Annotated in this window: 25 protein-coding genes and 1 tRNA gene; 15 read left to right on the plus strand and 11 right to left on the minus strand. The window is 57.4% G+C overall.

Translation table 11 applies throughout. The features are described 5' to 3' along the window. Positions 1-74 precede the first annotated feature (74 nt). Together MLD04_RS10610 and MLD04_RS10615 are read right to left on the minus strand one after the other, a co-directional pair. Entirely contained in the window at positions 75-1,115 is a 1,041-nt protein-coding gene (locus tag MLD04_RS10610) for a hypothetical protein (RefSeq protein WP_248157982.1), read from the minus strand. A gap of 266 nt (positions 1,116-1,381) precedes the next feature. Beyond that, positions 1,382-1,472 (minus strand) — tRNA-Ser (locus MLD04_RS10615). A gap of 210 nt (positions 1,473-1,682) precedes the next feature. On the opposite strand from MLD04_RS10615, the gene MLD04_RS10620 reads away from it, so the two are divergent. The 5 genes from MLD04_RS10620 to MLD04_RS10640 all read left to right on the plus strand — a co-directional run bounded on the left by MLD04_RS10620 (position 1,683) and on the right by MLD04_RS10640 (position 3,877). Next, positions 1,683-2,381, plus strand: coding sequence for a Bax inhibitor-1/YccA family protein (locus tag MLD04_RS10620; RefSeq protein ID WP_248157983.1), 699 nt, complete (start codon positions 1,683-1,685; stop codon positions 2,379-2,381). Between the two features lie 100 nt (positions 2,382-2,481). After that, positions 2,482-2,904 carry a sulfurtransferase complex subunit TusD gene (tusD, locus tag MLD04_RS10625; protein WP_248157988.1) on the plus strand — a complete coding sequence of 141 codons (423 nt, stop codon included), beginning with the start codon at positions 2,482-2,484 and terminating at the stop codon, positions 2,902-2,904. Further along, complete coding sequence (locus MLD04_RS10630) at positions 2,901-3,251, plus strand: DsrE family protein (RefSeq protein ID WP_248157990.1); 351 nt, start codon at positions 2,901-2,903, stop codon at positions 3,249-3,251. Before tusD ends, MLD04_RS10630 begins: the two co-directional genes overlap by 4 nt. 11 nt (positions 3,252-3,262) lie before the next feature. Beyond that, entirely contained in the window at positions 3,263-3,547 is a 285-nt protein-coding gene (gene tusB, locus MLD04_RS10635) for a sulfurtransferase complex subunit TusB (RefSeq protein ID WP_248157999.1), read from the plus strand. A gap of 3 nt (positions 3,548-3,550) precedes the next feature. Then, positions 3,551-3,877: a TusE/DsrC/DsvC family sulfur relay protein gene (locus MLD04_RS10640; protein WP_248158001.1), complete on the plus strand. Its 327-nt coding sequence runs from the start codon at positions 3,551-3,553 to the stop codon at positions 3,875-3,877. Between the two features lie 7 nt (positions 3,878-3,884). Here the strand turns inward: MLD04_RS10640 and MLD04_RS10645 are convergent, their stop codons facing one another. Further along, complete coding sequence (locus MLD04_RS10645; protein WP_248158003.1) at positions 3,885-5,084, minus strand: DUF445 domain-containing protein; 1,200 nt, start codon at positions 5,082-5,084, stop codon at positions 3,885-3,887. A gap of 252 nt (positions 5,085-5,336) precedes the next feature. Beyond that, complete coding sequence (nfuA, locus tag MLD04_RS10650; protein WP_248158005.1) at positions 5,337-5,924, minus strand: Fe-S biogenesis protein NfuA; 588 nt, start codon at positions 5,922-5,924, stop codon at positions 5,337-5,339. Positions 5,925-6,167: 243 nt separating this feature from the next. Here nfuA and metH point away from each other — a divergent pair, with 243 nt between their 5' ends. From metH to MLD04_RS10670, 4 genes are all read left to right on the plus strand, one after another. Further along, complete coding sequence (gene metH / locus MLD04_RS10655; protein WP_248158007.1) at positions 6,168-9,866, plus strand: methionine synthase; 3,699 nt, start codon at positions 6,168-6,170, stop codon at positions 9,864-9,866. A 17-nt stretch (positions 9,867-9,883) separates the two neighbouring features. Next, a complete protein-coding gene (locus tag MLD04_RS10660) occupies positions 9,884-10,123 on the plus strand; it encodes a DUF2970 domain-containing protein (protein WP_248158009.1) in 240 nt (79 codons plus the stop codon). A gap of 379 nt (positions 10,124-10,502) precedes the next feature. Next, positions 10,503-12,155 (plus strand): nitrite/sulfite reductase, encoded by a 1,653-nt coding sequence (locus MLD04_RS10665; protein ID WP_248158011.1) that lies wholly within the window; start codon positions 10,503-10,505, stop codon positions 12,153-12,155. Continuing rightward, on the plus strand, positions 12,148-12,651 hold the full coding sequence (locus MLD04_RS10670; protein WP_248158013.1) for a DUF934 domain-containing protein: 504 nt from the start codon (positions 12,148-12,150) through the stop codon (positions 12,649-12,651). Before MLD04_RS10665 ends, MLD04_RS10670 begins: the two co-directional genes overlap by 8 nt. Positions 12,652-12,718: 67 nt before the next feature. Here MLD04_RS10670 and MLD04_RS10675 read toward each other — a convergent pair whose 3' ends face one another. After that, complete coding sequence (locus MLD04_RS10675; protein ID WP_248158277.1) at positions 12,719-13,717, minus strand: YhdH/YhfP family quinone oxidoreductase; 999 nt, start codon at positions 13,715-13,717, stop codon at positions 12,719-12,721. Between the two features lie 22 nt (positions 13,718-13,739). After that, on the minus strand, positions 13,740-14,804 hold the full coding sequence (gene sohB, locus MLD04_RS10680; protein WP_248158015.1) for a protease SohB: 1,065 nt from the start codon (positions 14,802-14,804) through the stop codon (positions 13,740-13,742). A gap of 233 nt (positions 14,805-15,037) precedes the next feature. On the opposite strand from sohB, the gene MLD04_RS10685 reads away from it, so the two are divergent. Beyond that, a complete protein-coding gene (locus MLD04_RS10685) occupies positions 15,038-15,352 on the plus strand; it encodes an SCP2 sterol-binding domain-containing protein (RefSeq protein WP_248158017.1) in 315 nt (104 codons plus the stop codon). 66 nt (positions 15,353-15,418) lie between these two features. On the opposite strand, the gene MLD04_RS10690 is transcribed toward MLD04_RS10685, so the two are convergent. From MLD04_RS10690 to MLD04_RS10710, 5 genes are all read right to left on the minus strand, one after another. Continuing rightward, entirely contained in the window at positions 15,419-16,069 is a 651-nt protein-coding gene (locus MLD04_RS10690) for a multidrug transporter (protein WP_248158019.1), read from the minus strand. A 4-nt stretch (positions 16,070-16,073) separates the two neighbouring features. Continuing rightward, positions 16,074-17,780, minus strand: coding sequence for a FimL-related protein (locus MLD04_RS10695; RefSeq protein ID WP_248158024.1), 1,707 nt, complete (start codon positions 17,778-17,780; stop codon positions 16,074-16,076). Between the two features lie 213 nt (positions 17,781-17,993). Continuing rightward, the gene (gene dnaQ, locus MLD04_RS10700; RefSeq protein ID WP_248158025.1) at positions 17,994-18,704 is read right to left on the minus strand and encodes a DNA polymerase III subunit epsilon; all 711 of its coding nucleotides are present in this window, start codon (positions 18,702-18,704) and stop codon (positions 17,994-17,996) included. A 25-nt stretch (positions 18,705-18,729) separates the two neighbouring features. After that, a complete protein-coding gene (rnhA, locus tag MLD04_RS10705; RefSeq protein ID WP_248158029.1) occupies positions 18,730-19,173 on the minus strand; it encodes a ribonuclease HI in 444 nt (147 codons plus the stop codon). A gap of 2 nt (positions 19,174-19,175) precedes the next feature. Further along, positions 19,176-19,979: a class I SAM-dependent methyltransferase gene (locus tag MLD04_RS10710; RefSeq protein WP_248158031.1), complete on the minus strand. Its 804-nt coding sequence runs from the start codon at positions 19,977-19,979 to the stop codon at positions 19,176-19,178. A 109-nt stretch (positions 19,980-20,088) separates the two neighbouring features. On the opposite strand from MLD04_RS10710, the gene gloB reads away from it, so the two are divergent. The 5 genes from gloB (at position 20,089) to MLD04_RS10735 (ending at position 26,722) form a co-directional block, all read left to right on the plus strand. Next, positions 20,089-20,883, plus strand: coding sequence for a hydroxyacylglutathione hydrolase (gene gloB / locus MLD04_RS10715; RefSeq protein WP_248158033.1), 795 nt, complete (start codon positions 20,089-20,091; stop codon positions 20,881-20,883). A gap of 150 nt (positions 20,884-21,033) precedes the next feature. Continuing rightward, positions 21,034-22,734, plus strand: a complete 1,701-nt coding sequence (locus tag MLD04_RS10720) for a lytic transglycosylase (RefSeq protein WP_248158035.1) — start codon at positions 21,034-21,036, stop codon at positions 22,732-22,734. A gap of 7 nt (positions 22,735-22,741) precedes the next feature. After that, complete coding sequence (locus MLD04_RS10725) at positions 22,742-24,562, plus strand: extracellular solute-binding protein (RefSeq protein WP_248158037.1); 1,821 nt, start codon at positions 22,742-22,744, stop codon at positions 24,560-24,562. Between the two features lie 49 nt (positions 24,563-24,611). Beyond that, positions 24,612-25,697 (plus strand): microcin C ABC transporter permease YejB, encoded by a 1,086-nt coding sequence (locus tag MLD04_RS10730; protein WP_248158039.1) that lies wholly within the window; start codon positions 24,612-24,614, stop codon positions 25,695-25,697. A 2-nt stretch (positions 25,698-25,699) separates the two neighbouring features. After that, positions 25,700-26,722, plus strand: a complete 1,023-nt coding sequence (locus MLD04_RS10735) for an ABC transporter permease (RefSeq protein ID WP_248158043.1) — start codon at positions 25,700-25,702, stop codon at positions 26,720-26,722. Position 26,723 lies beyond the last annotated feature (1 nt).

Consider the following 26,723-nt stretch of genomic DNA (forward strand, 5'->3'; position numbering starts at 1 on the left):
GTGCGCGTTGGTGGAATGCGGTTTGTGGGTGGTCTCCGCAACGATCAAAAAACCCTCACCTATTCACAACCCCATCAACTGCCCCACGGCAAAAAATAGTATTTATTGCTGTCTTCTATCGCCTCGAACGAATAGACCTTTCGGTTTGTGCCAAGAATCGACGAATACTGTTTAGTGTTGCCGGTAAAGCAGACTAGCTGATCCCAACGCTGAAAGGTGAACCCATCGACGTATTCACGATCTATTCGGACAAATATAGGTTGCGCGTTGTAGGCGTCAGAGTAATTAGGTTGCAGCAAAATTCCATCGTTAGTTGACTGCAATACCTTGAAGCCTGCCAGGTCATACACGCTTTCTTCTTCTGGCATCTCGCCGCTATATGGAACGGAGCGAGACAAGGCGAAATTATCACCCCAAAAATTAAACTGTGTCACTTCATTACAGCCTGCGGCTCTGGCGCGGGACAGATAAGACTCTGCTTCTTCATCAAGGCCATACTGTGCAATGGTATGTCTAGCGGACTCGATAGACTGCGCCGAATCTGATAACCAATTTCGGTATTCAGAAATTTCAGGATGATCTGAATAAAATTGCTCTCTTACTACTCTCTCTCCGACCACCTCAGCCGAACAATTTTCGATCGCAATGCCGAGCGTTTTGCAGTGGGTAAATAGCTGGGCAGCATGCAAGTTTAAATCGTCAGGTAATGCAAATCCTGCTCGACTGATTTTGGAATCAATAAAATTTGCTGAGCTTTTTATCGTAAATAAAACGTTGGCCATGCCATCATAAGTTGCCCGCAACTCCTGCATCGACTTATCGTAATTTTTCAGCCTCTCTTTCATCGAACTATCAGAGATTTTCTGAAGTTCTTGTTGAAGCTCTGCCAACTGCACCGCGCTTAGCCATTCGGTTTTAGGTGCACTCTCGGGAGTGACTTGCCTGTGAAGAGGAAATCCCTGCTCAAATGCCTTAGACAACTGCACCGACTGTGTAGCCGCCCAAGCATCAACCTTATCATCCAAAATTTCTTGTTTGCTTTTGGGGTTCAAAATTGGCTCGATGGCCGCGCAACCGCTGAAGATCAGAACTAAACATAGGCTTAAGTACTTCATATCAACCGCCTGTTACAGAGTTCACTAAAGCGTGGATATGATATGGCAAGGAGTCAATTCAGAACGGCTTGGTGACCAGTTAAACCAGAGAGGAGAAAGCGTCAGTCTCTCCCTGACAGTCACACCACTAGGCAGGTGTCGCAACCGCGTGGCAGTCCTTGCGAGCGGTGCTTACGTTGAGCAGAAATTAACCATTTTTGGGATGGCACGTTTTATGGAACGTAAATTATTTTCTGACCTGTAAGCGATTGTTTTGATGAGAAAAATGGCGGTGGGCCAGGGATTCGAACCCCGGGAAGGCTACTAACCTTCGGCGGTTTTCAAGACCGCTGCATTCAGCCACTCTGCCAGCCCACCGTTTAAACCATTGCCGTCGTTGCGACAGCGGTGTGCATGATACCCGAATTCCATGTGCTGTCAACGCCTTGCATAATTCTGACCCGAATTTAAAACATTAACGGTTTTTAATGGAATCCAGACGGGACTTTCCTGTCGTAAATGATTGAAAGTTGTGAAACTGACACTATGATGACCTCAAGATCCAGTCGTTATTAAACGGAGATGACAATGGAAAACAGACGATTCGGCGTTCAGAACCAGCAGGGTGCGTATTCAGCGCCCGAGGCGGAGCGTGCGAGTACAGGTATCAGCACGGACGCGATGAAGGTTCTGCGGAACACCTACATGCTACTCGGCATGACCCTGGCTTTCTCAGCCCTCACCGCATTCCTCAACATGAACGGAACCCATCCGGGCTTCCTGATTACCCTCGTCGGGTACTTCGGTCTCCTGTTTGCAACTTACAAGCTGAAGAACAGCCCCTGGGGTATCGTTACCACCTTCGCCCTGACCGGTTTCATGGGTTACACGCTGGGCCCGATCATCGGTGCCTTCGTGGCGGCCGGTGCCTCCCAGATCGTGGCTCAGGCACTGACCCTGACCGCCGTCGCGTTCGTCGGCCTTTCGGCGACAGCGCTGATTACCAAAAAGGACTTCAGCTTCCTGTCCAGTTTCCTGACTGCGGGTGCCTTCGTCCTGATCGGCGCGATGCTGCTCGCGTTTTTCATGCAAAGCTCTGCCCTGCAGCTGGCGGTGTCTGCAGGCTTCACGATCTTCGCATCGGTGATGATCCTGTTCGAGACCAGCCAGATCATCAAAGGCGGCGAGCGGAACTACGTGATCGCAACCATTGGTCTGTACGTTGCCATCTACAACCTGTTCATCAGTCTGCTGCAGCTTCTGGCTGCCTTCAGCGGCGAAGACTGATTCAACAGACGCTGATACAGACAGTTCAAAAGCCCCGGCCTTGCCGGGGCTTTTTCATTCTGTAAACTGAAGACCGTTCCAGACCGGGTATCGACCGACCATGCAGCACTCTGAGCCCTTTTCATTCACAATCGTGATTACCGGAGCCCCTTACAGCTCCCAGGCACCACAAACCGCACTGGGCTTTGCCAAAGCGGCGCTGGCAAGCGGCCACCGAATCGATCGAATCTTCCTTTACGGAGATGGGGTCCATGTGGCCTCCTCGCTCTCTTCGCCACCGTCGGATGAGTCCCATTGGCCCCGGGAGTGGTCACAGCTCCTTCAGGCCCACAATATTCCGGGGATTGTCTGCATCGCATCTGCATTACGCCGGGGCATCGTGGATGAGGGCGAGCAGAAGCGTTATGAACTGTCTGCCCATAACATACGCCCACCCTTTATCATTGCCGGTCTCGGCGAATGGGTAGAGAGCGGCCTGCGCTCCTCCCGGGTGATTTACTTTCATGGGGGATCCAGGGCATGAGCACACTGATCATTATTGACTCTGCACCCTATGGAGACTGGAGCGGCCGTGAGGGGCTGGACATGGCCTTTTCGCTGGCGGCTTTCGATCAGTCGGTCACCCTGCTTTTCATTGGCGCCGGAGTGAACTGGTTGCGCAAGGGACAGTCACCGGAGGGTATTTCGCAAAAATCCGTTGAGAAGAACCTGTCGGCAGCGCCGATTTTCGGGGTGGAGGCGTTACTCGCTGATGGTCGCGATTGTCAGACCTACGGCCTCACCGAAGATGAACTGATTGCCAGCGTTAGCCAGGTAGAACTCGGACCCGAACTGCTCAACCAATACAAACACACCGTATTTGCCGGATGAGACCAACGACGATGGCATCCATTCGTACGCTCCACATTCTGAACAAGACTCCGGACCACCCTCGGTTCAACCGTTGCCTTGCTTCTCTGGGATCGGAAGACGCACTACTGCTCACGGAAGACGGCGTGCTCGCTGCCGCTTCAGACCGGTTCACGGGCTTCGCCGGGCCCGTCTACGCACTCCGGGCCGATCTGGAAGCACGGGCCGTCGAGGTGGCCGGAGGAACGCTCTCTCCCGTCGATTTCGAGGGTATGGTGAAACTGACCACCGAGGCCGAACAGATAATCAGCTGGTGACCTATGACCGATCAAACGCTCCCTGAACGCAACAACGAAGGCTTTCTTGAAGACGCTCATACCTGGACGCCGGATATTGCCATTGTAATTGCTGCGGAGGACAACCTCGATCTCTCAGAAAGGCACTGGGAAATCATAGAGTTCCTTCGTGATTTTTATAACAAACACGAAGTGTCGCCACCGTCCAACCGGTTGTTTGTGAAAGCCGTGCGGGAATCGATGGGAGAAGAGAAAGGTAACAGCATCTATCTGATGCAGCTTTTTCCGGGCACGCCGGCGAAGACCGCCTGCCGAATTGCCGGCCTGCCCCGACCGACCAACTGTCTGTGACCGGAAATCAGAAAACCAGGTAGTTCAGGCAAACGAACTGGATCAGCCCGCCGACGGCACCAAAGATCCCTCCCACGAGCATCAGCTGCAGTTCTTCTTCGTGAAAGGCAGGCCGGAGTATGCCCTGGAACTCATCCGGCCCGAGGGCTTTCATCTGCCCCGCCAGCACCTGCGCAACGACAGGCGCCCGCCCCCGGTTAAACGCCGGGTCAGAGAACACTTCGCCGGTGGCGACCACGGCTTTCTGATAGAGCGCCTTTTTCAGCTCGGTATAGCCGGTCACCCCGACCGACACCTGGGTCACCGTCTTAAGAACCGGCGAATTATCGAGCAAGGGTCGCAGATGTTTCTGGATGATTGCGCGGGTCCGGTCGCCCTGGGCGCCGTTGACCATCGCGTCCGCGACCTTCTCGACCGTAATCAGTTCTTCCGCGACCAGCCGGGCCCAGACATCACTGATTTCAGGCTGTCGTCGCAGGAATAGTCCCTGCACCTTCCAGAACAGAAAACGACGGGGCTCCACCGGGGCAAAGATCAGATTGATCGCCAGCCAGTTGGTAATGAATCCCACGGCAAAACCCGCAACGGGCAATAGCCAGGGCTCCGGGTAGCGTGTCCAGAAGGGCACGATAAGTGCCCCCAGCACAGCGCCGATGACCGCGCCGAGATTGATCACTGACCGAAGTTCAACGCTCCCCGCCTGCTGGAATATCCGGTTCATGAGGTCTGGATGCTGCTGAAGTTCGCGACTCAGGAGCGCTTTCAGATCCACCAGATCGCTCAGGTCATCGCCGAAATCCTCAACCAGCTCCTCAATGCGGGAAGGCAGCTCCGCCCTCGCCCACTGGTAAATGCGGTTTTTCAGGAAGATCGGCAGGTTGTCCCAAAGAACCGGGTGGTTCTCATACATGATCTCGTCTATGTACTCATCCACCCGCGGAATCAGCTGGGAAACGACCTGCTCGACAATCTGGTGGGGTTCGAGCTTTTCATACACGGCATTGAGGTCACCAAACTTCTGCAAGGTCCGGTCTATGCAGATGTGGGCCATTTTTTCCGCTTTGCGGGGAATAACTCCCTGCCAGCCAATCGCGCCAATCCCGACGAAATGAACCGGATAGAACGACATCTGGATGGCAAGCCAGTTGGTCACCCAGCCGGTAACCGCTGCCATGACGGGCACGGACAGAAGCGCTAGATCAATCAAGAGTTACCCCGGTCAAAACGGTGCGGTCAGTGCCGCGGATCCTTCAGCCTTTATTGGTCAGACGAAAGTGTAATCGCCTGTCGTGTCACTTTATGTGACCCATGATGAAGGAGCAGCGTTTTAACGACATTGGCCGTGAAGCCAACGGAAAGGAGGAATTGCGGCAGCAGGCTGAAGAAAAACCGGCACCGCCTTCCACGAGGTGAGTTCAGTGCCGGTTTGGCGGCGATCAGTACCGATGACAGGAAAGAGTCACTGGTAGTAGGCGTTCTCTGTATAGGAGTGATCCGTGACATCCCGGACCGCCGAGATTTCGGGGACCCGTTCCTTCAGCGTGGTTTCCACACCCTGTTTGAGTGTGAGACTGACAGCGGAACAGCCCTGACATCCACCACCGAACCTCAATACAGCCACTGACTCATCCACAATCTCGACAAGTGATACCTCACCGCCGTGGGCGGCAAGATTGGGATTGATCTCAGATGCCAGGATATAGTTAACGCGATCCGGCAGCGGCGCGTCATCGTCGATCTTCGGCACCTTGGCATTCGGCGCCTTTATGGTCAGCTGCCCGCCCATCTGATCCTTGGAGTAGTCCACATAGGCTTCTTCAAGGAAGGGAACGGAGGTGTGGTCCAGGTAAAGGGTGAACTTCTCGAGGTCGAGCTGCTCATCCGTTGGAACCACCTCATTTGGCGGGCAGTACGCCAGGCAGGTTTCCGCATTCCGTGTGCCGGGCTGGGTCACGAAAATCCGGACGCCCATGCCTTCCACATCCTGCTTTTCAATGAGTTGTGCGAGATAGTCCCTCGCAGAATCGGTCACAGTCACCAAAGCCATGTTTCCTACCCGTCTGGAAATTTGATCTCTATTTTAAGAGAGTTCACGGAAACATGAAAGACCAAGTAAAATAGTCGGGCATTTGAGTGGTAATGACTTCCACGTACATCACGAACAGGCGTAGCGTGATTCCCGACACACCAATATGACCACTGGGACTAAGACGGACTGTTGCATTTTTGCTATGATCCCGCGCCACTTACTGAATTTAGACGATATTCACGTTTTCCGGATGATTCCCCTATGAGCGATCGCACTACCCGACTGGCGCAACTGCACAAGGCCCTCAAAGAACGCATTGTGATTCTTGATGGCGGCATGGGCACCATGATCCAGAACCAGAAGCTGGATGAATCAGCGTTCCGGGGCGATCGCTTCAAGGATTACGAACGGGAGGTGCAGGGTAACAACGACCTGCTCAACCTGACGCAGCCCGCCCTTCTCCGCAACATTCATGCGGAGTATCTGGATGCCGGCGCGGACATCATCGAGACCAACACCTTCAACTCCACCCGGTTGTCCCAGGCCGACTACGGTCTCGAAGCACTGGCCCACGAACTGAACGTTGCCTCGGCCCGTCTTGCCCGGGATATTGCCGACGAATTCACCGCCCGCAATCCCGACAAACCCCGCTTCGTCGCCGGCGCGGTCGGGCCCACGTCCCGCACCGCCTCCATTTCACCGGACGTCAACAACCCGGGATACCGGAACGTCGACTTCCAGACGCTGGTCGACAACTATTACGAAGCGGTCTCCGGCCTCGTCGAGGGCGGCGCCGATCTGATTCTCATTGAAACCATCTTCGACACACTGAACGCCAAGGCGGCCATCTACGCCACCCAGCAGTATTTCGAGGACACCGGTGTCGAACTGCCAATCATGATCTCCGGCACGATTACCGACGCCTCCGGCCGCACGCTCTCCGGCCAGACCACAGAGGCGTTCTGGAACTCGGTGGCGCACGCCAAGCCAATTTCCGTGGGTCTCAACTGTGCCCTCGGTGCCGATGCCCTGCGACCTTATGTCGAAGAACTGGCCACCAAGGCCGAGACCTACGTGTCAGCCCATCCCAACGCCGGTTTGCCCAATGAGTTCGGGGAATACGACCAGACGCCCGAGGAAATGGCCGAGATCATCGAGGGGTTTGCCCGTGACGGCTTCCTGAACATAATCGGCGGCTGTTGCGGATCCCGCCCGGATCATATCGAAGCCATCGCCCAGGCGGTCGCCAAGTATCCCCCCCGGCAGATTCCACAGCGGCCTGAAGCGCTGCGCCTGGCAGGCCTGGAGCCCTTCACCGGCGACGAGAACACCCTGTTCATCAACGTTGGCGAGCGGACCAACGTGACCGGCTCAAAGCGCTTCCTGCGGCTGATCAAGGAAGAACAGTACGAAGAAGCGTTGAGCGTAGCCCGGGACCAGGTGGAAAACGGTGCCCAGATCATCGATATCAACATGGACGAAGGCATGCTGGATTCCAAGGAGGTCATGGTGACCTTCCTGAATCTGGTGGCGTCAGAACCGGATATTTCCCGCGTTCCCATCATGATCGACTCCTCCAAGTGGGAGGTGATTGAAGCCGGACTTCGCTGCATCCAGGGCAAGGCCGTGGTGAACTCCATCAGCCTCAAGGAAGGCGAAGAAGAGTTCATCAAGCGGGCGAAGGATTGCATGCGGTATGGCGCCGCGGTGGTGGTCATGGCCTTCGACGAAGACGGCCAGGCCGACACGTTCGAGCGTAAGACCCAGATCTGCAAGCGCTCCTACGACGTGCTGACCGGCATTGGTTTCAATCCGGCCGATATCATCTTCGACCCCAACATCTTCGCCATCGCAACCGGCATTGAAGAGCATAACAACTACGCGGTGGACTTCATCGAAGCTACCCGCTGGATCAGGAAGAACCTGCCCCACGCCTCTATCTCGGGCGGCGTCAGCAACGTGTCTTTCTCCTTCCGCGGCAACGATGCGGTCCGTGAGGCCATTCATTCGGTATTCCTGTACCACGCCATCAAGGCCGGCATGAATATGGGCATCGTCAATCCCGGCCAGCTGGTGATCTACGATGAAATCGAACCGGACCTGAAAGAGCTGGTCGAGGACGTGGTACTCAACCGTCGCGACGACGCCACCGACCGCCTCCTCGAGGCCGCCGAGAAGTTCAAGGGCAAGGGCGGGAAAACCCAGGAGGAAGACCTTGCCTGGCGGGAATGGCCCGTGGAAAAGCGTCTGGAGCATGCCCTGGTAAAAGGCATCACCTCGTTCATTATTGAAGACACTGAAGCCTGTCGCCAGCGGGCAGAACATCCGATCGAGGTGATCGAAGGCCCCCTGATGGCCGGCATGAATGTGGTTGGCGACCTCTTCGGTGACGGCAAGATGTTCCTGCCCCAGGTGGTTAAAAGCGCCCGTGTCATGAAACAGGCTGTTGCCTACCTGATCCCCTACATCGAGGCCGAGAAGACCGAGGACCAGCAGGCCAAGGGCAAGATTCTGATGGCGACGGTGAAAGGCGATGTTCACGACATCGGCAAGAACATCGTCGGCGTCGTACTCCAGTGCAACAATTACGAAGTCATTGATCTCGGGGTCATGGTGCCCTGCGACAAGATTCTGGAGACCGCCCGGAAAGAGAACGTCGACATCATCGGTCTTAGCGGGCTGATCACACCGTCGCTGGATGAGATGGTCCACGTTGCCCGGGAAATGCAGCGGCTGGACTTCCAGATCCCCCTGATGATCGGTGGCGCAACCACCTCCAAGGCCCACACGGCGGTAAAGATTGAACCGCAGTACAAGAACGATATCGCGCTGTACGTCTCCGATGCGTCCCGCTGCGTGAACGTTGCGTCCCAGCTGCTCAGCAAGACGGCCAAGCCGTCCTTTGTGGATGCCGCCCGCACCGAATACGACGAAATCCGCGAACGCCGCAAGAACCGTGGCGACCGGACCAAACTGGTGTCGCTCAAGGAAGCAAGGGACCGGGCGCCGAAGGTGGATTTTGACACCTACCAGCCCCCCAAGCCCGAGTTTACCGGGATCCGGGTGTTCGAGGACTATGATCTGAACGAACTGGTGGATTACATCGACTGGACGCCGTTCTTCATCTCCTGGGACATCTCGGGCAAATACCCGGCGATCTTTGACGACCCCAAACGCGGCGAAGCGGCGCGCAACCTGTTTGACGATGCCCAGAAAATCCTTCGTCGCATGATTGACGAGAAGCGCGTCACGGCCCGCGGCGTAATCGGCTTCTGGCCGGCCAGTCGCCGAGGCGACGACATCGTCGTTTACACCGATGAGTCCAGGAAGACCGAACTGACCACCCTGCACCACCTGCGTCAACAGGACGAAAAAGCGCCCGGCAAGCCGATGATGGCACTGTCTGACTTTGTTGCGCCGGAAGACGCCGGCAAGGCGGATTACGTTGGCGGCTTTGCCGTTACCACCGGTATTGGCGCCGAGGAATTTTCGCTCGAATTCAAGGACAAGCACGACGACTACAACGCGATCATGGTCAAGGCCCTGGCCGACCGGTTGGCCGAGGCTTTTGCCGAACGGATGCACGAACGGGTTCGCAAGGAATTCTGGGGTTATGCCAGCGACGAACATCTTGGCAATGATGACCTGATCAAGGAGCGCTACCGAGGCATTCGCCCCGCGCCCGGGTATCCTGCCTGCCCCGACCACACGGAGAAGGCCACACTCTTCGAGCTGCTCAAAGCGACGGAGGAAACCGGCATCGAACTGACGGAACACTTCGCCATGTTCCCGACCGCCGCGGTATCCGGCTGGTATTTCGCGCATCCGGAATCGAAATATTTTGCCGTGGGCAAAATTGGCGCCGATCAGGTTGAGGACTATGCTGAGCGTAAAGGCATGTCCCGGGCCGAAGCAGAACGCTGGCTGATGCCGAGCCTCGCATACGATCCGGCGGAATAGGAATGGAGTAGACGACCATGAGCGATCCGGCGAACCGTAACCGCGGCGAAAAGGCGCGCGATAACCGATCGCCGGGTGTTCTGAAGGTCGTACAAAGTGTCCTTGCGGCCGCCCTGGGTGTGCAATCCTCCAGGCGCCGTGAGGAAGATTTCTCGAGTCACAGCCCCTGGCCCTACATCATCGGCGGGGTGTTCTTCACAGCGGGATTTGTTCTGGTCCTGATCCTGATTGTCCGGGCCGTACTGGCCGGACACTAGCCCGAATCCCGATTACTGGCCGGACACCCAGACGACCGCAAACGCTACAGCCAACACGATCAGCAACACGGCCGCGACCGCGTCGGCCTGGCTGTCATTGTGCGCACTTTTTTTCATCGTTCCTTCTCCCCTGCTCGGGTTTTCAAAACGCCGGAGGCCGGAATGACGGCCTCACTTTCAGTAAAGCATGAAATTGACATCCGTCCAGCACGAGGGGCGCCCTGCTTATCACCTCAATCGATAAACATATTTTGAAATAATCATTTTGGAAATAAAAAGCCGGTGATATCCTGCGTTCCTGATATAAGCAACCCGATTATGTATCACCGTCCAGGCGGGTACGCGCGGGCAGGAAAGCAAAAGGCAGGACGTTCCACCTATGTACGTATACGACGAACACGACCGTCAGCTGGCTCACGAGCGAGTGGCGCAATTTCGCGACCAGACTCGCCGGGCCCTTAACGGGGAGCTCGAGGAAGACGAGTTCCTCCCGCTGCGCTTGCAGAACGGCCTGTACGTCCAGCGTCTGGCCCCCATGCTTCGAATCTGTGTCCCGTACGGGATGATGCGCTCCGAGCAGCTGCGTCGTCTGGCCCGGATCACACGGGACTACGACAAGGGCTACGCCCATTTCACGACCCGGACCAACATTCAGTTGAACTGGCCCCGTCTCGAGGATGTGCCGGATATTCTGGCGGAACTGGCCGACGTGGAAATGCACGCTAACCAGACCAGCGGTAACTGCATTCGCAACACCACTACGGATCCGTTTTCCGGCGTTCAGGATGACGAAGTCGCAGATCCCCGTCCTTACTGCGAGATCATCCGGCAGTGGTCGACCTTCCATCCCGAGTTCGCATTCCTGCCCCGGAAATTCAAGGTTGCGGTTAATGCCTCTGAACAGACCGATCGTGCGGCCATCCAGGTACATGATATCGGCCTTCAGATGGTCCGGAATGAGGCCGGAGACCTGGGTTTCAGGGTTCACGTTGGCGGCGGACTGGGCCGCACCCCGATGGTCGGGCCGGTCATCCGGGAATTCCTTCCCGAGCTGGATCTTCTGACCTACCTGGAGGCCATCCTGCGTGTGTATAACCGCTATGGCCGCCGGGACAACAAGTTCAAGGCGAGGATCAAGATTCTGGTCAAGGCCCTGACGCCTGAAGGGTTTGCCGAAAAAGTTGAAGCCGAATGGGCCCATATCAAGGACTCGCCGACCCGGCTGACACCGGAGGCGGTCGCCCATTTTCAGCAGTATTTTACCGAGCCGGCCTATGAGGCGCTGGAAAATGCCTCGGATCAGCTCGCAGAACAACGGTTCGCCAACCGTGACTTCGACCAGTGGGTCTCCCACAACGTTGATCAGCACAAGAAGCCGGGCTACGCCATCGTCACGCTGTCGCTCAAGAAAACCGGTGTACCTCCGGGCGACGTCAGCGATCGCCAGCTCGAACAGATCGCCGATCTGGCAGACGAGTACAGTTTCGGCGAAGCCCGTGCGACCCACGAGCAAAACGTGGTACTGGCCGATGTCCGTCAGGACCGTTTGTTCGAGTTGTGGGAAAAACTCCGCCCGCTGGGCTTTGCCACGGCAAACCTGAATACCCTGACCGATGTTATCTGCTGCCCCGGTGGCGATTACTGCGCCCTGGCGAACGCCAAATCGATTCCTGTTGCCGAGGCCATCCAGCGTCGCTTCGACGATCTCGATTACCTGTACGACCTAGGCAAGATCGACCTCAATATATCCGGGTGCATGAATGCCTGTGGCCACCACCATGTGGGCAACATCGGCGTACTGGGCGTCGACAAGAAAGGTGAAGAGTTCTATCAGATCAGTCTGGGCGGCGACTCCCATCACAACGCGACAATCGGAAAAATCCTGGGCCCTTCTTTCGCCCGGGAGGCTATGCCGGATGTAATCGCGCGGCTTATCGACGTCTACGTCGAAAAGCGCACGGAGGAAGAAACCTTCCTGGACACCTATCAGCGAATTGGAATGGATCCATTCAAGGAGCGGGTTTATGCCTAACGTAATTTCAGCCGACGGCACCATCCGGCAGGACAACTGGACCGTCGTCGCCCGACCGGAAGATGGCGAATCCCTGGACCTCCCGAACGAGCCCTGCCTGATACCGGTGGATCTGTGGCTCGCGGGCCACGAACACTTTGCCGGCCGAAACGATATCGGCGTCTGGTTCGACAGCCACCAGGAGCCGGAAGACCTCGGGGAGCGGGCGAATGAACTGCCCGTGGTTGCCGTCAACTTTCCGAAATTCAGTGACGGTCGTGGCTACAGCATTGCTCGACTGCTTCGGGAACGCTATGGCTACCGCAACGAGTTGCGGGCCATCGGAGACGTTCTGCTGGATCAGCTGCAGTTCATGAAGCGCTGCGGGTTCGATGCCTATGCCCTGCGACCGGACAAAGACGCGACCAAAGGCCAGGACTGCCTGAACTTCTTCAGCCAGTCCTACCAGGCGGCTACCGACACGGATCTTCCGCTCTTCCGCAGACGCGCCTCCTGACAACAGACGTAAAAAAAGAGAGGCCCTATGGCCTCTCTTTTTTTCTATCCTCGAACCAGACCCCGGATTATTTGCCGTGGTCCAGAACGATTTTCCCTGCAGACGCGCCCTTGAGAAACGCCTTCAGCGCGTCATCAAGCTCCGCACGCCCGATGTCCCTGGCCGACGCTTCAGCTTTCGGGCAGGCCCAGTCGCCGGAGAACTTCTGCCACACTGACTGTTTCTCGGAGAGCGGGATTTCCACCGAATCCACACCCAGCAGGTTGACGCCCCGCAGAATGAACGGCAGCACCGTCGTCGGCAGTTGAGGCCCGGCAACCAGTCCGCAAATGGACACTGACCCACCTGGCTGCACCTGCTTCAGCAGTTCTGCCAGCGGAGCACCTCCGACGGTATCGACGGCATTGGCGAATATCGGTTTGAGCAGCGGCTTTTTCTGCTCCTCCAGAACCTCCCGGCCCCGCACATCCTTCGCGCCCAGGTCCTTGAGAGCTTCGGCATGATCCGCCTTCCCGCTGATCGCCACCACGTTGAACCCGAGTTTGGAAAGCAGCTCCACCGCCACACTGCCTACGGCACCGCTGGCACCGCTGACCGCCACGTCTCCCTGCTCCGGACGCGCCCCCATTTGCAGCAGCTTCTGAACACACAATCCGGCGGTGAGACCCGCAGTGCCGTAGATCATTGCGGTTCGGGTATCCCAACCATCCGGCATGGGGACGCACCATGCGGCTGGTACGCGAATATACTCTCCAAAGCCGCCATCGGTATTCATGCCGAGGTCATAACCGGTCACAATCACCTGACTGCCCACTGCGGGATCCCCGGTTGCCGACTCCACAACCTCACCGGCTGCATCAATTCCCGGCGTGTGAGGATAGGAACGAGTCACCCCCTTGTTTCCGGACGCCGACAACGCATCCTTGTAGTTCAGGGATGAATGATTCACCCGGATCAGCACTTCACCTTCGGGAAGGTCCGACACGTTCAGTGTCTGCTCCTGTCCTACGTACTCTCCGTCCTTCTCTTCCACGCGCCAGGCCTGGAACTCGGTATTGGTTGTCATCATTGTGCCCCGTATCAATCAGCTACTGGATTTTCTGATTACGAAAGGCGCTCAAGACGCGCCAAACGGTGTTTTCCAGAGCGACGCTGGTCGCCAGCCCCAGTTTTTCCGGGAGACTGCGTTTGCGCTGGAATTTCACCGACACTACGTCGGCCCGGTCACAGGCATCAATCAGATATTCGTCGGAGGTCTTGATTTCGTCGATCAGATTTACGTCGAGCGCACGGCGGCCGAACCAGATATCGCCGTTCGCTACTTCGCCCATATCGACGCTCGGACGACGCTCACTGACGTATTCCTTGAACAGGCCGTGGGTGTCCTCCAGATCTTCGAGGAATTTCTGCCGGCCCTTCTCTGTGTTTTCGCCGAACACGGTCAGGGTACGCTTGTGTTCTCCGGCTGTGAGCACCTCAAAATCCACATCGTTCTTTTTCAGGAACCGGTGGAAGTTCGGAAGCTGGGCCACGACACCGATCGAACCAAGAATGGCGAACGGTGAGGCCACAATCCGGTCAGCGACACACGCCATCATATACCCGCCACTGGCGGCCACCTTGTCAACACAGGCGGTCAAGCGAATTCCCTTGCTCCGGATTCGGTCCAGTTGGGCAGCGGCCAGACCATAGGAATGAACCAGTCCACCGCCACTTTCCAGTCGGATGACCACTTCATCCCGCTCCGGGTCGGCCACACTCAGCACTGCCGTAATCGACCGCCGGAGCTGGTCGGTATCGCTCGCCTTGATATCGCCGTCAAAATCGAGCACGTACACTCTTGCTGTGGTTGGCTCTGCCTCTGACTGATCTTTTTGCCTGGCCTTTTCCGCCTTTTTCTCGGACTTTTTCTGTTTCTTTTGCGATTTGAGGAATGCCTTACGTTCCTGCTCGCTCATCAACCGGGCCTGAATGGATTCCTTGAGCCTGCGGTATTTCTCGTTCAGCTTCCGGATCCTGAGTTCGCCCTCTCCCTCGTGATCGTCCTTATCCTTCTGGGCTGACGAGACAATGATACTGATAATCACGATGGCGGCTACGACAAAGGTGACCACCTTGGCCAGGAAAAGCCCATACTCAGTCAGGAATTCCAAAATTGTTTCTCCAGGTGTTGATGCGAAGTCGAGAGTGTAACTTACCGAATTCGCACTGATAAGCAGAGCAAAAAAATTTAAACAAGCGTTCGATCGAGCTTGACAGCTACAGGTACTAACCATAAAGTCGGATAGCGAGGTCGGCTCTGCCCAGGCGTTCGTACAGGCTCACTACCAAGCCAGGGAACTCAAGCCGTCGCCATGACAAGACAACCATCGAAAAGGGTAAACCAATGTCTGTAGCTCAGGTATTTGAAAAACTCGAACAGAATTTCAACGCAGACGCGGCTCAAGGCCTTGACCTGGTGTTCCAGTTCGACATCGAAGACGATAACACCTATCACCTGGTGATCAACGACGGTTCCTGCAAGCTGCACGAAGGTGCCAACGACGATCCGTCCGTCACTCTGATCATGAACTCCGATACCCTTCAGGGCATCGTTTCCGGTGAGACCGATGGCATGCAGGCCTTTATGGCCGGTCAGCTCCGCGCGGAAGGCGACATGATGCTCGCAACCAAGCTGGGCGAGCTGTTCAACATGGGCTGAGCCCGGTAAACGGCGTTCCGAAAAAAACCTGCGTTCGCGCAGGTTTTTTTGTGTCTGTGACCCGGCCTATTGCCCACCCCACTGTTCGACGGCTTCCCTGGCTTGCTCATTCACCGGCACGGCAACAAGTCCCGATGAAGACAGCCTGACGTCAAAGATCGCGCCGTCGCGCATCGGCATGAACGTCGCATTACCGTAAACCCCCTCGATAAAAGGCAGGTTGAACTGGCGATCCAGTGCCCAGAGGTCCGGCCATCGCCCCCCACTCAACCCGATGACGGTTCGGGGCTCGGTTCGCTCCTGCTCCAGAGACGTGTAACGGCCGCTCAGTCTTTCCAGGCGATATCCGGGCGCAATACCTAGCCATCGAATGGGGCCGGAGAATCGAAGGATACGAGCATCCATCTGCCACTGGTCACCATGGACCGCCTCGGTGATCGGCGCCTCGTTTTTCCGCTCGACGGTCACCCGCCAGAGTTGTTCGCCCTGCCGGGTGGTGGAGATGGACGCCACCGTCTGCATCCCCTCAAGCGACTGGTAACCGGTGAGACTCACCGCAATAGACAGTGTGTAGATGCCCAGAACCAGGGCGCCAAAGACGGCCATTCCCTTGAGCCAGCCAAGCAGCCAGCGCGGACGCAGAAAGAAGATCAGGCTCGCAATCACCAGGACCGCACCAATGACGATCAGTACGATGGCGGCGAGATCATAAGACATGACGTTACAACCCGACGTCGTCCAGCGAGGACTCGGCCAGCTTCAGCAGATCCGGATTCCGGTCTTCGCGGTTGCCGATGCTCTCGATGTAATACTCAAGTGACGTCAGCGCATCCGCCAGGGCCTCAAGCACCTGATTCGAGGGTGCCTCCCGGGCATCCAGCAGCCGTTCCTGGATGGAGGCTGCCACACGCGCCAACACGTCTGCCGCACCCGGATCGTCCACCATCTGCAACCCACCCCAGATGCTGTGGAGCGTGACCGGGAGGTTGGCCAGGTGCAGCTTGTCGTAATCGGATTCGATAAACGCGGTAATTGCCCGCTTCGCGAGCGTCAGGGCACTGCGGGCTTCATCCGCCACCACGAACAATGCTTCGCGGAGATACACTGATTCTTCTCGGCGACGCTGGCTTCCTGCCAGCGCGTCGGTCTCGGAGGTGATACCCCGGGTCACGATCTGCATGACCGCGTCTTCGACACCGAGCACGGAATCGGCCAGGCGATACAGCTCTTCATCCTCAGGGAGGCGGTTGTCCTTTTCCCAGTCACGCAGTCTGCCGGCCTCCTCGCGGGAGATGGACGCCAGCTTCTGGAGATCCAGCATGACCAGGATACTGGCCAGGCGTTCAAGTGCATCGGCAATCGACGACAATTCCGCCAGGTCCGGCTCAATGCCGCGCTCAATGATGTCGAGCTTGTCCTTCAGCTGGTTGAGTTCATCCTGCAAGGCGTCCGAGAGGGATTTGAGAACGTCACTTCCGGGACCATAGAGTCGGCGGGCGTGCGCTTCAAGCATCGAGTCCGGAAACTCGGCCGGCGTTAACTTGAATGCGGATAGTACGTTGGTCACCTCCGGGTTACCCGAACCGCTGCGATACAGCAGGTAAACGAGATCCCGTATCAGAGAATCCGGGGCGTCTTTGGCGGTGGCGACCTTGCCGACATACACCACTTCGCGGGCGTACCGTTCAATACGCATCAGCATCCGCTTGCGGGCCTTGTTGAACACCATGGCGCGATCCAGCATGGTATCCGCCACTGTCGCCAGCAGGCACCACATCTGCCCCATCGGTGCGCCCTGGCAGAGCCGCGCGAGCCCGCGGGCCGAACGCCCGAGCAATCGCTTGTTCACGACATCGTTACGGTCCTTGAGAACCCCCAACAAAGCAACCTGGAAGGTCAGCCGCATCCTCCGGGCCAGGATCTCGTAATCTTCGTCAGTGCCTTCGAACTCGGGCAGGCGAATGCCGGAACAGAAATCCGGCCGTTCCTTGACATCAATTTCGAAGAAGCAGGATTCGGGATAGGGTTTTTCTCGTCGGGCCTCGCGGAGATCATTGATCACCGGCAGCAGGAGTTCCGGGTGATCTTCCCGTTCCCGATGGTAGTACTCGACGTAACGGCGCAGGATAAACAGAGCGCTGTTAAGGGTCGTCAGCAGAACATTCTTGTCGTCGTTGGCACCGACCGGAACGTCGTTGGCCATGGCGACGGCTTCCTGGCAAAGCAGGATGCCGCCACGAAGCTCGACCAGAATGAAGATGCCCCGCAACTGGTTCAGATAATCAACACAGTTCTGAAGGTCTTCGCCACTCTCGCGATTTTCCTGAAAGCGCTCAAGGCTGGATTCTGCCTGTTTGATGGTCTGTTCAATTTCACCCTTGACCAGATCAAACGACTGCGATTTCGTCGCCAGAGACGATTGCACCATAAACGCTTCCTGTTTAATTCGCGGAGACTACCGCATTCCTAGCCTGAGACTTGACCGGGCGCGTCGGCACCGGACTTTTTGTTATCGGCTGGCGTCCTCGCCTGCCTGTATCAAGTTCACAAAAAAAGCGCGAACTTATCATTACTTATAACACAAAACTCAAGTTGCTCAAGAAAGGCAGAATGTAACATTTGGTACAGGCTGACCCAGTTCTCATTCCGGGCTCTGCAGTTTGCGCCACAGGCTTTGCCCGGACTGCTTATCGAGCATCGACAGGAACTCGTCATGGGCCGCGGCCTCGTCTTCGGAAGCCGCCACCACGGAGAGTCGGGGCCGCTCCGCTGGCAGCCGGCGAATGCCGCCGGCGGTGCCACCGTCGGACGAGCCGGAGTCGAGCGAAAGCGCGGTCTGACCGCCGGTCATCAGCAGATACACATCCGCCAGGATCTCGGCATCCAGCAGTGCGCCGTGAAGCTCACGATTGCTGTTATCAACACCGTAGCGTTTGCAAAGCGCATCCAGGCTGTTCTTCTGTCCGGGATGCTTGGCCCGGGCGATGGCGAGGGAATCGACCACTCCGCAATGATCCGCGGTCTTGCGAACCGGCTTGAGGCGGGCGAACTCCGCGTCCATGAAGCCGATATCGAACGCGGCGTTGTGAATCACCAGCTCGGCGCCCTTGATGAACTCGAAAAACTCATCGGCGATGTCGGCAAACACGGGTTTGTCGGCCAGAAACTCGTTGGTGATGCCGTGAACCGTGATGGCTTCTGCTTCAACTTCCCGCTCGGGATTGATGTAAACGTGGTAGTTACGCCCTGTCAGCTCCCGCTCAACCACCTCGACACAGCCGATTTCAATAATCCGGTGACCATCGTTGGGATCAATGCCCGTGGTTTCCGTATCCAGTACAATCTGTCTCATGCTCTTCCTTCCGGAGGGTAATCAGTCAGGCTTCGGAAAGCTCGTCAACGCCACGATTGGCAAGCTCATCCGCCAGTTCGTTATCGGGAATGCCCGCGTGCCCCTTCACCCAGTGCCATTTTACGGTATGCCGGGCGGTTTCCGAATCCAGCTCGCGCCAGAGGTCGTCGTTCTTGACCGGCTTTTTGGCGGCCGTTTTCCAGCCGTTGCGTTTCCAGCCCGACAACCACTCCGTGATACCCTTGCGAACATACTGGGAATCTGTATAGAGGTCGACCGTACAGGACCGTTTGAGCGCTTTCAGCCCACGTATCGCCGCCATCAACTCCATACGGTTATTGGTGGTCTGCAATTCCCCACCGTACAGGGTCTTGACCGCATCACCGTAACGCAAAACGACGCCCCAGCCCCCCGGCCCCGGGTTGCCCTTGCAGGCACCGTCGGTATACAGAATTACCTTTCCAGACATTCCTACTCCTGATCTTTGGGGATACCGAGCGGCATCCCCTCCTGTTGATAGCCGCGGGAGGCACCCACGGTTCCCGTGCCTGGCAGCGAAATGACCGAACTCTTCCGCCATACCGGCTTGCGGGGAAGCCGCCCGTAGACCCGCTTTTTCGCAAGGATACAGTAATAGGCTCCGACTGGCAGGAACCGATTTCCCGAAAGCCGGGCGTCCATCTTCCGGAAGGGCCGGCGCCCGCTTCGCTGGATCGGCAGGCGCAGGAAACGGGTAACAGAACCCTGAACGGCAAAACCGAGAAGGTGCAGCCAGTCCTCCATGCGTCCCCGCAACAGAAACCGACCGCCCCAGGGGCCCAGATGCTGTCGGGATACCAGCTTGCGAACGCCCCACAGGCTGACGGGGTTGAAGCCAATCAGCAGCATGGTTCCCTCGCCCCGGAGGACCCGGGCTGCCTCGCGCAGGACCTGGTGCGGGTACGGGGAAAAATCCGCCGCGTGGTGAAGGATGACCAGATCCATGGAATCCGATGGAAACGGCAACTCGTCAGCATCACACACGACCACCCCATCGGGGGTCTGGGGCGACCAGCGCGGAGTAGTCACGATCTTCTGCACGAAATCGGTACCAGTCGCCAGCGGCAAACGGTGACTTACGGCAAGGTGCAGTTGGCGGGCACCGGAAGAACCGCCGAGTTCATAGTCACAGAAGCGCCGCTGATCCGCCAGCAATGCTCTCCCCAGCGGGGTCTGGAACCACCGCTCGAAGTTCTCGTGACGTTCCCGGTAGTCAACAGTGCCCGAGTGGATCAAAGCGTGCCCTCTTTCAGAGACGGACGGTCCCTAACGGTTGGTACGGTTGGGAGCCTTCGTTTAATGCTCTATGATAGCAGTCAGATATTGCTAACACATGTGGGGTTTTATGCTGACGATCACCGCGATTCCGGCTTTCAGTGACAACTATATATGGTGTCTTGCAGACACTGACACCGGTCGGGCCCTTGTGGTTGATCCGGGCCAGTCAGCACCGGTCGACTCACACCTGGCGCAAAATAACCTCGTCCTGGATACCATCCTGGTGACGCACCACCACCCTGATCATGTGGGCGGTATCGCCGATCTTGTAAAGGCCCATCCGGACTGCCGCGTCGTCGGACCGGCCGAGTCACCGTTCAAGAACAGCACCAGTCAGGTACACCCCGGAGATGAAGTCGTCTGGGAGGGACTGACCTTCCAGGTGCTCGGGGTTCCGGGGCACACTCTCGACCACATCGCCTACTTCAGCGATACCAACGTTGCGGGGCGGCCGGTGCTCTTCTGCGGCGATACCCTGTTCGTCTGTGGTTGCGGTCGCCTGTTTGAGGGGTCGCCGGGGCAGATGCGTCAGTCCCTCCAGACACTGCGCTCATTGCCCGAAAAAACAGCGGTTTACTGTGCCCATGAATATACGCTGGCAAACCTGAAATTCGCCCGGAGCTGGCTGCCTGACGACGCCGCCCTCGCAGATTTCGAGAAGGAATGCCTCCAGGCTCGCGACGAGGGCCGACCTACTGTTCCTTCTGAGCTCGGCAAGGAGAAGCGCCTGAATCCGTTTCTCCGCTGGGATGACCCGGCCGTTGTCGACGTCGCGCGAACCTACTGTGCCAGGCACGGACTGGCCGCTGACTCGGACAACGCGATATTCGCGGCGATCCGCCATGGCAAGGATCATTTCTGATCCCGTAACATTCCCTTTCGTCACCGTAACGAGCCGTTTCTTGACCCTCCGAACAGGGGTCTCATAGAATCGTTGCAACCTTGTGACGCTAACCCTTTAAAACGGCCGGATTTTCAATCCGGCCATGATGCACTGCGCCGGACGTTCATTATGTTGGTCAACCGAGTCTCCATCTTCCTGATTGCCAGTACATTGACTGCCGGTTGCAGCAATCTCCTTACAACGTCCCAGGATCCGCTTGACTCCGAGCAGGTCACCGTCGCCACGGGAGACGAGGACCTCAAGGAGGCCGTGCAGAACGAAGATGGCGAAGACAGCAGCGCCGACAGCCCGCTCGACGACGCGATCTCCCCCGAACTCCAGGCCGCTGCCCGGGAAGCGCGGGAAAAGCTCGACCAGCCTGAAGTCCAGAAGCCGACAAAAACTGAACAGACCCACGACCTCTGGAGTCATCTCCGTAAAGGGTTTGCGCTCAATCACGATGTCGACAACAAGCGGGTGGAAGACCAGCTACGTTGGTATTCCAGTCACCCGGGCTACATCAATCGGGTGGTCGACCGCGGCAGTCGTTACCTCTACTACATCCTGTCAGAAACCGACAAACGCGGGTTGCCCGCCGAATTTGCACTCCTGCCGGTTGTAGAAAGTGCGTTCGATCCCTTTGCCTATTCCCATGGGAGAGCAGCTGGTCTCTGGCAGTTCATTCCATCCACCGGCAAATACTTCGGCCTGACCCAGAGCTGGTGGCATGATGATCGCCGTGACATCATTTCTGCGACAGATGCCGCGCTGACCTACCTTGAGCGACTCTCCGAACGGTTTGACGGCAATTACACCCTGGCGCTGGCTGCCTACAACAGTGGCGGCGGCACCGTATCCAGCGCGATCCGCCGGAATAAAAAGGCCAACCGGCCCACCGACTTCTGGTCGTTGTCGCTGCCCAGGGAGACCCGCCATTACGTACCCAAGCTGATCGCCCTCGCCAAGATTTTCGACGATCCGGCGGCCTATGGAATCACCCTTCCACCGGTCAAGGACGAACCCTATTTCGAGGTGGTCAAAACCGGATCGCAGCTGGACCTGGCGCAGGCGGCCAAGCTGGCCAACGTGGACATCGAGGAGGTCTATCTCCTCAACCCGTCCTATAACCGCTGGGCAACCAACCCGGACGGACCGCACCGTCTGCTCGTTCCCCGCGAAAATGCCGAGACCTTCCGCCAGGCACTGGCGAACTTCCCGATCAGCAAAAGAGTCTCCTGGAAAAACTACAATGTGCAGTCGGGCGACAGCCTGATCACCATTGCGCGTAAGTTCAACACCACGCCGAGCGTGATCCAGCAGGTCAATAAACTGAATTCCGATCTGATCCGAATCGGCCAGCGGCTGCTGATCCCCTCGGCCACAAAGGGATCGGATGCCTATGCGCTCAGCGCTGCCCAGCGGCTGGAGCGCAAACAGGATCGCAAGCGTTCAGGGAACAAGGTTCGTTACACCGTCCGGCCGGGGGATACCTTCTGGGATATCGCCCGGGAGCACCGGGTATCGGTACGCGAAGTCGCAGCATGGAACGGAATGGCGCCGGGGGATCCGTTGATACCAGGGAAAAAACTGGTGATCTGGTCAAAAACCGCCCAGCCATCGACCCTCGTGGCGTCCAATTCGGCGCGCGGAAAATCAATGGTACGAAAGGTCGGATATCGTGTTCGTAAAGGCGACTCCCTGTCTGCCATTGCCAGTCGCTTTTCCGTAAACGTGCGCGACATCGCAAGCTGGAACGACCTTAATACCTCCCGTTATCTGCAACCCGGGCAAAGTCTGGTACTCTACGTGGACATTCGTAACAGTCCGTAAACAACCTATGACAAGAACACGGAAAGCCTTATTTTTCACGGCCCTGCTGGGCACACTTGCACTGGTGACCACGTCAACGCAGGCAGCCACGGGCACTGAAGCCGTTACCCCGCAGCACGGCCTCGCCATGCACGGCGAGCCCAAGTACCCCAAGGGCTTTTCCCACTTCGACTACGTCAATCCCGACGCCCCAAAAGGCGGCACGCTGAAACTGTCCGTGTATGCCAACGGCTATGATTCGTTCAACCCGTTCGACATCAAGGGGATTGCGGCTGCCGGTATCACCACCTATCTGTACGACACGCTTCTGGAGTCCTCCGCCGACGAACCCTTTTCCGAATACGGTCTGATCGCAGAATCCGTGGAAACGCCCGAGGACCGCAGTTATGTGGTGTTCAACCTGCGTAAGGAGGCCCGATTCCAGGATGGTCAGCCCATTACCGCCGAGGACGTGAAATTCACCTTCGAGACCCTGGTGACCAAAGGCCATCCGTTCTACCGGAACTACTATGCGGATGTCGCCGATGTTGTGGTCGAGGGTCCGAGGCGGATCCGCTTCGACTTCAAGGAAACCACCAACCGCGAACTGCCCCTGATTCTCGGCCAGATGCCGATTCTGCCGGCGCACTATTGGAAAGACCGGGAGTTCGGGAAAAACGGCCTGACGCCGCCCGTCGGGAGCGGTCCCTATCGCATCTCCGACTTCGAAGCGGGCCGTTCGATCACCTATGAACGCGTCAAGGACTACTGGGCCAAAGACCTGGGCGTCCGGAAGGGGCGCTTCAACTTCGACCACATCCGTTACGACTACTACTCGGACGACAACGTAGCGCTCGAGGCCTTCAAGGCCGGTAACTTTGATTTCCGACTGGAGTCCTCCGCAAAGAACTGGGCGACCGCCTATACCGGCCCGAAGTTCGACGATGGCTCGATCGTCAAGGAATCCATCGAACACCACCGTCCCGCCGGAATGCAGGGTTTCGCATTCAATACCCGTCGCGCGGTGTTCAGTGATCCCACCGTTCGTCGCGCCCTCGCCTACGCCTTTGACTTCGAGTGGGCCAACGAAAACCTGTTTTACGGCCAGTACACCCGGACGGACAGCTATTTCGAGAACAGCGACCTGGCATCGAGCGGTCTGCCCACGGGCCGGGAACTGGAAATCCTGGAACCCTTCCGCAAGCAGTTGCCGGAGGAGGTTTTCACGCAGGAGTACACGCCCCCGTCGACGGCCGGACAACAGGGGCTGAGACAGAACCTTCGGAAGGCCCTGGAACTACTGCGCTCCGCCGGTTATGCCATCGAGGATGGCAAGATGATCAACCAGGAAACGGGAGAACCACTGGCGTTCGAAATGCTCCTGTTCCAGAAGAGTTTCGAAAGGGTCGTGCTGCCGTTCAAGAAGAACCTGGCGCGGCTCGGCATTGATATGAGCCTGCGGGTCGTGGACAGCAACCAGTATGTCCAGCGGGTCCGCAACTTCGACTTCGACATGATTGTCCAGAGCATCCCGGAATCCGATTCCCCGGGCAACGAACAGCGGGAATACTGGTATTCCTCCAATGTGAACGTGACCGGCTCACGCAACTACATGGGCGTAAACGATCCGGTGGTCGACAAGCTCGTCGACATGATTATCCAGGCACCCAGCAGGGAGGAACTGGTCTACCGGGTCCGGGCCCTGGATCGGGTTCTGTTGCATGGTTACTACGTGATTCCCCAATGGCACCTGACCAGCGACCGGGTCGCGTACTGGAACAAACTCGAGCGCCCGAAGATGACCCCCAAGAACGGCTTCGACCTCAACAATTGGTGGATAAAGCCCTGATTAACCGGCCCGCTGGATCCAGGCAGTCATAGAAGGAATCCTCTCCGACATGGGCATCTACATCCTCAGACGGCTGGCACTGATCATCCCGACGCTGATCGGGATCATGCTGTTGAACTTTGTCATTGTGCAAGCCGCCCCTGGCGGGCCCGTGGAACAGCTGATCGCCGAGATGGAAGGCCACGGTGGCAACGCCCTGGCCCGCGCCGCAGGTGGCGGCTCCGGGGGCGAAGTGGCCACTGCCAGCGGGGACACCCGCGGGTCCCGGGGCATCCCGGATGAGCTACTGCAGGAAATCCGGGTGATGTACGGCTTCGACAAGCCGGCTCCGGAGCGTTTCCTGCAGATGCTCGAGAACTACGCCACGTTCGACTTTGGTGACTCCTTCTTCCGCGAGAAAAGCGTCATCGACCTGATTCTCGACAAGATGCCGGTTTCCATATCCCTGGGGCTCTGGTCAACCCTCATCATTTATCTGGTCTCCATTCCGCTGGGTGTCCGCAAGGCGGTCTACGATGGCTCACGTTTCGATGTGTGGACCAGTTCCGTCATTGTGGTCGGTTACGCCATACCGGGATTCCTGTTCGCATTCCTGCTCATTGTTCTATTCGCCGGTGGCACTTACTTCGACTGGTTTCCGCTGCGGGGGCTGACGTCGGACAACTTCGACCAACTGAACTGGTACCAGAAGGTCCTGGATTACTTCTGGCACATTGCCCTGCCCGTGACCGCGAACGTCATTGGTGGCTTTGCCACTCTGACGCTGTTGACCAAGAATTCCTTCCTGGACGAGATCAGCAAGCAATATGTCGTGACCGCCAGAGCCAAGGGGCTCGACGACAAGCGCGTGTTGTACGGCCATGTGTTCCGCAACGCCATGCTGATCGTGATCGCCAGCATGCCGGGCGTACTGGTCACGCTGTTTTTCACCGGGTCGTTGCTGATCGAAGTGATCTTTTCCCTGGATGGTCTGGGTCTGCTCGGGTTCGAGGCGGCGCTGAACCGGGACTATCCCGTGATCTTCGGAACCCTGTATATATTCACGCTCATGGGCCTGATTCTTAAACTGGTGAGCGACATCACCTACGTGCTGGTGGATCCGCGTATCGATTTTGAAAGCCGGGAGGGTGCCTGACCATGGCGACCCTCAGCCCGATTCAGCAACGCCGGCTCCGGAATTTCAGGAATAACCGGCGCGGTTACTGGTCACTCTGGATTTTTCTCGTGCTGTTTGGCCTGTCACTCTGTGCCGAGCTGATTGCCAATGACAAGCCCCTGGTCCTGTCTTACAAAGACCAGCTGTATTTTCCGGTGTTTCAGACCGTATCGGAGGAAACCTTCGGCGGCTTTCTGCCCACCGAGGCGGATTACCGGGATCCTTTCATAGAGAATGAGATCAAGGCCCATGGCTGGATGGTCTGGCCGCCGATCCGTTTCAGCTACGACACCATCAATTACGACCTGGACGTTCCCTCGCCTGCGCCGCCGAGCGCCGTCAACTGGCTGGGTACCGATGATCAGGGCCGGGACGTCGCCGCCCGGGTCATTTATGGCTTCCGGCTGTCCGTGATTTTCGGACTGACGTTGACCTTTGCCAGCTGCATCGTTGGCGTTGCCGCCGGCGCATTGCAGGGCTACTACGGTGGCAAAGTGGATCTGCTTGGCCAGCGATTCATCGAGGTGTGGTCGGGACTGCCGGTACTCTACCTGCTGATTATCCTCTCCAGCATCGTGGAACCGAACTTCTGGTGGTTGCTGGGTATCATGTTGCTGTTCAGCTGGATGGGGCTGGTCGATGTGGTTCGGGCGGAGTTTCTCCGGGCCCGCAACTTCGAATACGTCAAAGCCGCCCGGGCGCTCGGGCTGGACAACCGAAAAATCATGTTCCGCCATATTCTGCCCAACGCCATGGTCGCCACCCTCACCTTCCTGCCCTTCATACTGACCGGCGCCATTACCGGACTGACGTCACTCGATTTCCTGGGCTTCGGGCTGCCGCCCGGATCGCCCTCTCTTGGGGAACTGATCGCCCAGGGCAAGGCCAATCTTCAGGCGCCCTGGCTGGGCATCTCCGCGTTTGTGTCCCTCTCTCTCATGCTTACCCTCCTGGTGTTTACCGGTGAAGCCGTGAGAGACGCTTTCGATCCAAGGAAGAGCTGAT

This window comes from Marinobacter koreensis (genome assembly GCF_023156285.1).
GTDB classification, from domain to species: Bacteria; Pseudomonadota; Gammaproteobacteria; order Pseudomonadales; family Oleiphilaceae; genus Marinobacter; species Marinobacter koreensis.